Raw genomic sequence first — 8,074 nt, forward strand, 5'->3', positions numbered from 1 at the left:
CGATCCGGTTTGTCCGATATTCGCCGATGCCCGCACGGTGTCGCGCCCCGGTTCCGCCCTCAAGCCGAGATAGGCTCGGGCGAACCAGGGGGCTGGACGCGGGGCGTAACACAAGGATCTTCAGTGCTCTCTACCTTCCGCCTCACCCACCCCCGCGCACGGGCACGCGCTGCCGCCCACGTGAACACCGGGCTGGTCTGGGCCATGGGCATCCTGCTCGGGGCGTACATCGGCGGACTCGTGCTGCATGGCGACGGATTCAGCTTTCTCGTCGACGGCGTTCTGGCGTTGCTCACCCAGTGGGTGCCCGTTGCCGTCTTCTGGCTGGCCTCGCTCCGCACCCGATTCCGGCGGCCCGAGATCCTCCTCGCCGCGGCGGCCGTCACCTCGTCGGCGCTCGGCGAGACGTATTACGTGCTCGCGCTCGACGGCGCCGCGGCGGCCCCGTTCCCCTCCTGGGCCGATGTCGGCTACCTGCTGTTCTACCCGCTGATGTTGGCCGCCCTGGCCTCGCTGGTGCGGCGTGAGGCACGCGGGCTGGCGTGGCCGGTCGTCCTGGATGGAGCCGTCGGTTCTCTCGGCGCGGCCGCGGTGCTGGCCGTGCTGCTCGGCCCGATCCTGGTTTCCGCCGCGGCCGGTCCGTCTGCCCTGGCCGTCGCCGTCGCGGTCGCCTATCCCCTGTTCGACCTGCTCCTCGTGGCCGCGGTCGTCGGGATTGCCGCGACCCACGGCCTCGATATCGGCCGCCGGTGGGGCCTCCTGGTGCTGGGCCTGTTCGTCTACGCGGCCGCCGACGTCGCCTATGCCCTCCTCGAACTCGAGGGGCGTTACGCCGTCGGGACCCTGCTGGACGCGAGCTGGCCGATCGGGCTGGCGCTGATCACCCTGTGGGTTGAGGGCACGGTTCGCCGGGGAAGCCACGGCCGAACGTCCGCATCCACCCCGGCCCTCGCCGTGCCCGCCGTCGCGGTGCTCGCCGCACTGGGCGTCCTCATCCTGGGCAGCCGAATCCCCCTGTCGGTGCTCGCCCTGGTGCTGGCCAGCGGCACGATGGGCCTGGCTGCCGTCCCGCTGATCTTCCGGCAACGGCTGCTGCGGCGTCAGGCCGGAACCGACGAGCTGACCGGGCTGCCGAACCGACGCCGGCTCTATGCGGAGGTCCCGGTGCGCCTGGTCGCGGCTCCGGACCGCCCCCGCGCGCTGCTGCTGCTCGACCTCGACCGGTTCAAGGAGGTCAACGACAGCCTCGGCCACGACGTCGGCGACGAGCTGCTCGTGCAGGTAGGCCAGCGGTTGTCCAGCCACCTGCGCGGCAGCGACCTGCTCGCGCGCCTGGGCGGAGACGAGTTCGCGGTCCTGCTCGACGACACCGGGTACCTCCGCTCGGTGGCCGTCGCCGTCGGGCTGCAGGAGGCGCTCGCGGAGCCGTTCACCCTCGCCGGCATCGCCCTCACCGTCGACGTCAGCATCGGGGTTGCCCTGTTCCCCGACCAGGGCACCGATCTCGGCACCCTGCTGCGCCGGGCCGACCTGGCGATGTACCGGGCCAAGGATGCCCGCAGCGGGCACCACGTCTACGTCAGCGACGATGACACCCACGGCGACAACCGGCTGCGCACCCTCGAGGACCTGCGCACCGCCCTCAGCACCGACGAACTGATCCTGCACTACCAGCCCAAGGTCGACCTCGCCACCGGCGCCGTGCACGGCGCGGAGGCCCTCGTGCGGTGGAACCACCCCGCCCGCGGTCTGCTCTACCCGGATGCTTTCCTCGGCCTGGTCGAGGAGGCCGGGCTCATGCCCGAGCTGACCTGCCTCGTGCTCGGGCAGGCACTGGACCAGGCCGCACGCTGGCAGGAACAGGGCACCCCGCTCACGGTCTCGGTCAACCTCTCCGCCAGCTCCCTGAAAAACGCCGAGCTCCCCGAGCGGATCATCGCGATGGTCGAGGCGCGCGCCCTGCCGCCGCAGGCCCTGATGCTCGAGATCACCGAGGAGTTCCTCATGGCCGACCGGGACAAGGCCCGCACGATCCTGACCAGGCTCCGGGGCGGCGGCATCCGGATCGCCATCGACGATTTCGGCACCGGCTACAGCTCGCTGGCCTACCTGCGGGAACTTCCGATCGACGAGCTCAAGCTCGACCGGTCCTTCGTCATGCCGATGTCCGGCGATCCCCGGGCCGCCGCCCTGGTCGCCGGGGCGATCAACCTCGCCCACAGCCTCGGCCTGCGCATGGTCGCGGAGGGGGTCGAGGATGCCGCCGCCTACGACGAGCTGGTCGGCTACGGTTGCGACCACGCCCAGGGCTTCCACCTGTCGAGGCCGGTACCCGCGGCCGAACTCGACCTCTGGCTGGCCGGGCGCCCGTTGCCGGCCACTGCGCTCCAGGCTGCGGAGGGCGCCGGGCGCTGAGTGCCCGCCTTGTGCGGCAGTCGCGCCGGGGCCAGACTGCGATTGAGGGGTCGGGACGCAATCGATTGGGGACCTGATGAGACTCGGTTGTGCACACCGTTCGGCAGGCCGCGCCGCCCAGACGGCACCTCGCCGGCTGGCACCGCTGGTGCTGCTGCCGCTGGTTTTCCTCCTCACCGCCTGCACGACGCCGGCGCCGATTCCCGGGCAGAGCACCTCCCCATCGACGGCCACCGCCACCCCGTCGCCTTCGCCTTCGCCGTCCCCGTCCCCGTCGGGCTCGTCCGCGCCGACGCCGACGACCACTCCCCCGCCGGACGACGAGCCGGCGCCTCCGAACTCGGGCGACCGCGTGATCAGTTCACGCATCGTGCAGGACTGGGGCTGGCCCGGTCCCGGCGAGCCCTATCGGGTGGAGCACGAGTTCCCGGTGCCGATCGCGGGGCCGCCCGCGCCGCCGCTGCCGTACCTGTATTCGATCGCCGCGGGCACGCATCCGTCGGACAACCCGCCGTATGACCAAATGAGTTTCCGGTTCCAGAGCGGCTTCCCGAGCTACGACATCGAGTACGTGCCGAAGCTCATCGCCGACGGCAGCGGGGCGAACATCCCGATGCCGGGCAGCCAGTCGATCCTCCGGGTGGTCTTCCGAACGGCCCAGGCCCACCTTGAAAACGGCACCTCGAGCATCGTCTCGGCGCCGGCGCCCGTCATCGGCTACCCGGCGATCACCCGGTACGCCTCCGCCGGCGACTTCGAGGGATACGTCACCTACGGCATCGGCGTCGGCAGACCGGCCGACACGAACCCGCAGACCCGGGTGCGGGTGTACGAGGTGGAGAAGATCGAGCTGGGCCGGCACCTCTACGTCGTGGCGATCCAGGTCGACGCGACGCCCTGGCGCTAGCAGCCCGACACCTCCTCGGGCCTCGGCGACGTACGCTGGGGCTCATGAACATTCCTCCTGCCGCCGCGAAAAAGCCCCAGCCGCGTACCCACCACAATGACGTGTACGTGGACAACTACGAGTGGCTGCGCGAGAAGGAGAGCCCGGAGGTGGTGGCGCACCTCGAGTCGGAGAACGCCTTCACGGATGCCCGCACTGCTCACCTCGAACTGCTGCAGGAGCAGATCTTCGAGGAGATCAAGGGCCGCACTCTGGAAACCGACCTCAGCGTTCCCGTGCGCCGCGGCGGCTGGTGGTATTACACCCGGACGGTGGAGGGGCAGGAGTACGGCATCCACTGCCGGGCGCCGATCTCGGACTCGGACGACTGGGCTCCGCCGGTGCTGGCGGGGGGCGGGGCAGCCTCGGGCGGCGGGGCAGGCTCGGGCTGCGAGGTTGGCTCGGGCGACGTTGGCTCGGGCGGGGCGGGGCTGCCCGGCGAGCAGGTGCTCCTCGACGACAACGTGGAGGCGGCCGGCCACGACTTCTTCGCGATCGGCAGCTTCGACATCAGCACCGACGGCACCCTGCTGCTCTACGCCGTCGACACCGAGGGCGACGAGCGGTACACGATCCGGGTGCGGGCGATCGCCGCGGGAGCGGCGGGAGGCGCAGCGGTGGGCACCGCGGTGGGTGCGAACCTGCCGGACGAGATTCCGAACACGTCAGAGGGCGCCATGTTCGACCCGAGCGGGCGCTACCTGTTCTACACGACGGTCGACGATGCCTGGCGGCCGGACACCGTGTGGCGGCACGAGCTCGGCACCGCGGTATCCGCCGACGTGAACGTCTTCCACGAGCCCGACGAGCGCTTCTGGGTGGGCGTCGGGCGCACCCGCAGCCGCAGGTACCTCGTCATCGAAGCCGGCTCGAGCGTGACCAGCGAGACCCGGCTGCTCGACGCCGCCGACCCGACCGGCGAGTTCGTCGTGGTCTGGCCGCGGCAGGAGGGCGTCGAATACGACGTGGAGCACGCCGTGCTCGGCGGCACAGACCGGCTGCTGATCGTGCACAACGGCGGCCCGGAAGGTCACAAGGCGGTCAACTTCGAGCTCGTCAGCGTCGCGGCATCCGACCCGCAAGGCGCGAGGCGGGTGGTGCTTCCGCACAGCGAGCGGATCCGTCTCGAGGGCGTCGACGCGTTCCGCGATTTCATCGTGATCGAGTACCGCAAGGAGGGGCTCGCGCGGGTGGCGGTTGCCCGGCACGACGAGCACGACCACGACGACGGCGGCCTAACCGAGCTGAAGTTCACCGAGCCGCTGTACACGGTGGGCGTGGCCGGCAACCCGGAGTGGGACCAGCCGACGATCCGCCTGGTCTACACGAGCTTCGTGACGCCGTCGACGGTGTACGACCACGTCGTCGCCACGGGCGAGCTGCGCCTGCTCAAGCAGCAGCCGGTGCTCGGACTCTACGACCCGACCCTGTTCGAGCAACGCCGGGAGTGGGCCGTCGCGGACGACGGCACGCGCATCCCGATCTCCCTCGTCTACCGCAAGGACCTCGTGACCCCGGGCGAACCGGCGCCGACGGTGCTCTACGGCTACGGCTCGTACGAGCACAGCATCGACCCCGGCTTCAGCATCTCCCGGCTCAGCCTCCTCGACCGCGGGATGATCTTCGCGGTCGCCCACGTGCGCGGCGGCGGCGAGCTCGGCCGGCTCTGGTACGAGCACGGCAAGAAGCTGCACAAGCGCAACTCCTTCACGGACTTCATCGAGTGCGCGACGCACCTGATCGACTGCGGGTACAGCTCGCCCGACCGGCTCGTCGCCGAGGGCCACAGCGCGGGCGGCCTGCTGATGGGCGCGGTGGCGAACATGGCGCCGAAGCTGTTCTCGGGCATCCTCGCCGGCGTGCCGTTCGTCGACCCGGTCACGTCGATCCTCGACCCGTCGCTGCCGCTGACGGTGATCGAATGGGACGAGTGGGGCGACCCGCTGCACGATCCGGAGGTATATGCCTACATGGGCACGTATTCCCCGGTGGAGAACGTGCACGCGACGCACTACCCGCGCATCCTGGCCGTCACCAGCCTGAACGACACCCGGGTGCTCTACGTCGAGCCCGCCAAGTGGGTGGCCAGGCTGCGCGAGGTGGGGGCGGATGCCCTGCTCAAGACCGAGATGTCGGCGGGGCACGGCGGCGTCTCTGGACGGTACAACGCCTGGCGCGAGGCCGCGTTCAACTACGCCTGGATGATCGACGCGGCCGGCGCGCATCCGTCGGGGGAAGGCGCGCTGCCCGCCTCCGCCCGCTGAGTTGCGGACAAAGTACCTTCAATTCGAAAACGAAGGTACTTTGTCCGCGACTCAGTGCGGACTGGAGCGTGCGTGCGGGTCAGAAGGTGCGGGCGAGCCGCGCGATGCGCCGCACCGACGAGTCGAGGTCCGCGGGCGGCGCGCCGAGCTCGCTCGCCGCGCGCGCGGTGAGCATCCCGTAGACGAAGGTCTCCTCGCCCGCCTCGTTGGCGCTCGCGGAGGCGAACTCGAGCTGCCCCGCGAAGAGCACCAGGTCGTGCCGCTCGCCGAGGGACGTCTCGATCGGCTTGGCCGCGGCCGAGATCCGGCGGAGGGCGCGGCCTTTCTTCGCGCCGAGCACGGCGGCCGCCTCGGGGCGCACAGCATCGACGGCATTCCGCAGGCGCCGCACGGCCTTGCGCACGTCGTGCAGGGCGGCTTCGCGGTCGACCGGCCCGGCCGCCGCTGCCCTCCGCGCTCGGGTGCGCAGCCGGGCGATGTCCCGGCGCAGCTGCCGCCGGATTTCCTTGACCGCGGGATGGGACCACCGTTTGGTCAGCGGCGGGCGCGCGGCGAAGTCGTCGAGGGCGTCGAGCAGCCGGTAGTACCGTGGGCTCGACATCAGCCGGCGCACGCGCTGGTGCGCCTCGGTGTATCCGCGGCGGGCATCGGCCACGAGGCGGGCCTGCACGGCGGCGTCGGAGGGGTGCGCCGGGACGGCGTCGAGTTCCCGCACCGCTCGCTTGCCGCTCACCTCGGCGTCGCGCGCATCCCCGAGCGAGCCGCCGAGCCAGGCGAGGCCGTCCCGCAGCGCCCGGACCGCCTCCGCGTCGAACAGGCGGCCGTTGCCGGCGAGCACGTTGCTGAGCCGGCGCACGGCCCGGCGCATCTGGTGCACGGCATCGGGCTGGTCCGCGCGCACGGCGGGATCGGCGTTCTCGAGCGCGGCGGTCAGCCTGCGCACGGCGGCGACGACGACGGATGCCGCGGTCCCGGCAATTGCGTCGGCCACCGCGCCGATCCCGGGCACGACGTCGGTGAGGGACTCGGCCCCGAGTGCCTGCGCGACCTTGGCGACGCTGGACGAGGGGGTCGCCCCGGCCTCGAGCAGGACCCGTTCGATCGCGTCGAGGAGCCTGCTGCGTGCCTTCTTCGTGTCGGGGGCGGCCGGGAGCAGCTCGACCTCCCACTCGCGCCAGGTGCGGAGCGTCCCGCCGCGGGCATCCGACGCCGACACGACGTCATCGGCCAGCTCGGCCACGGCCTCGCCCCGCTCGTCCAGCAGGTGCACTGCGGTGCGCACGGTGTTGATGCGGGCCAGCGGGGACAGCGCCCGGTCGCGCACGATGGCGCGCACGGGGTCGAGCACCTCGTCGGGGATGGTGGTGCCGCTGCCCAGCGGCCAGTGCAGCTCGGTGCGGCCCTCCTTCGCGGGCTTCTTGATGTGCCAGCCCTCGTCGGGGCCGCCCTCGCGCCGGCGCAGGATCATCCGGTGCGCGGCCAGGTCGAGGTTCGCGGTGTCGAAGTACACCGCCGTGAGTGTGACCGGTTCGAGCTGCCGGGCCGCGGCGATGCCGTCTGCGGCGGTGAGGTCGGGCACGGAGGCCGCGGCATCCACGTCGTATTTTCGCTCGATCTCCGCCTGTGTGTGCGCAGCCATGGCATCCCTGTCTCGTCGCCGGTTTGAGTTGCGGAGAAAGTACCTTCATTCTCGAAACGAAGGTACGTTGTCCGCAATTCAGCCTTGTGGGCAGTCTTGCATGGGAGCAGCCAGCGCCGAGCTCTGTCAGAGTGGGCCTGTGACGTACACTCCCGCGAACTCCTTCACCACCCGTCCAACCCTGCAGGGCACGTTCGGCATGACCGCCTCGACGCACTGGCTGGCGACGGCCTCGGCGCAGGCCGTGCTCGAGCGCGGCGGCAACGCCTTCGACGCGGCGGTCGCCGGTGCGTTCGTGCTGCACGTCGTCGAGCCGCACCTGAACGGGCCGGGCGGCGACATGACCGGGATCTTCGCGACCGCCGAGCATCCGGATGCCCCGATCGTGCTGATGGGGCAGGGCCCGGCCCCCGCCGCCGCGACCCCGGAGCACTACCTGGCGGAGGGCCTCGAACTGGTACCGGGGGCGGGGGCGCTGGCCGCCGCTGTTCCGGCGGCCGTCGACGCCTGGCTGCTGCTGCTGCGCGACCACGGCACCTGGGAGCTGGAGCCGGTGCTGGAGTTCGCCATCGGCTACGCCCGGCGGGGGCATCCGATGCTGCCCCGCGTCTCGGCCACAATAGCCGCCGTCGCCGACCTGTTCACCGAGCACTGGCCGAGCTCCGCCGAGCGGTGGATGCCGGGCGGGCGCGTTCCGGCGGCGGGCGAGCTGGTCACCAACGAGGCGTGGGCGCGCACCCTCGAGCGACTCGTCGCGGCAGCGGCGGCCAGCGCTGCCGGCGGGTCGGCTGACCCTGCGGCGGGCACCCC

Annotated in this window: 5 protein-coding genes; 4 read left to right on the forward strand and 1 reads right to left on the reverse strand. The window is 71.6% G+C overall.

Annotated features, from left to right (window positions below; translation table 11 throughout):
- The first annotated feature begins 123 nt into the window (after positions 1-123).
- The 3 genes from E3T33_RS06835 (at position 124) to E3T33_RS06845 (ending at position 5,625) form a co-directional block, all read left to right on the forward strand.
- Entirely contained in the window at positions 124-2,415 is a 2,292-nt protein-coding gene (locus E3T33_RS06835; RefSeq protein ID WP_134575004.1) for a bifunctional diguanylate cyclase/phosphodiesterase, read from the forward strand.
- Between the two features lie 352 nt (positions 2,416-2,767).
- Positions 2,768-3,322 carry a hypothetical protein gene (locus tag E3T33_RS06840; protein ID WP_134575005.1) on the forward strand — a complete coding sequence of 185 codons (555 nt, stop codon included), beginning with the start codon at positions 2,768-2,770 and terminating at the stop codon, positions 3,320-3,322.
- Between the two features lie 44 nt (positions 3,323-3,366).
- Positions 3,367-5,625, forward strand: a complete 2,259-nt coding sequence (locus E3T33_RS06845; protein WP_134575006.1) for a S9 family peptidase — start codon at positions 3,367-3,369, stop codon at positions 5,623-5,625.
- A gap of 79 nt (positions 5,626-5,704) precedes the next feature.
- Here E3T33_RS06845 and E3T33_RS06850 read toward each other — a convergent pair whose 3' ends face one another.
- Positions 5,705-7,264, reverse strand: a complete 1,560-nt coding sequence (locus E3T33_RS06850) for a CYTH and CHAD domain-containing protein (protein WP_092321163.1) — start codon at positions 7,262-7,264, stop codon at positions 5,705-5,707.
- Positions 7,265-7,403: 139 nt separating this feature from the next.
- On the opposite strand from E3T33_RS06850, the gene E3T33_RS06855 reads away from it, so the two are divergent.
- The coding region (locus tag E3T33_RS06855) for a gamma-glutamyltransferase (protein ID WP_174843274.1) at positions 7,404-8,074 on the forward strand (671 nt) is incomplete at its 3' end.

This window comes from Cryobacterium sp. TMT1-2-1, assembly GCF_004403955.1.
GTDB lineage: Bacteria > Actinomycetota > Actinomycetes > Actinomycetales > Microbacteriaceae > Cryobacterium > Cryobacterium psychrotolerans.

Excerpts from the sequence above, each read along its gene's own strand:
- E3T33_RS06850 (WP_092321163.1), bottom strand. The coding sequence starts at position 7,264 with ATGGCTGCGCACACACAGGCGGAGATCGAGCGAAAATACGACGTGGAT.
- E3T33_RS06845 (WP_134575006.1), top strand. The coding sequence starts at position 3,367 with ATGAACATTCCTCCTGCCGCCGCGAAAAAGCCCCAGCCGCGTACCCAC.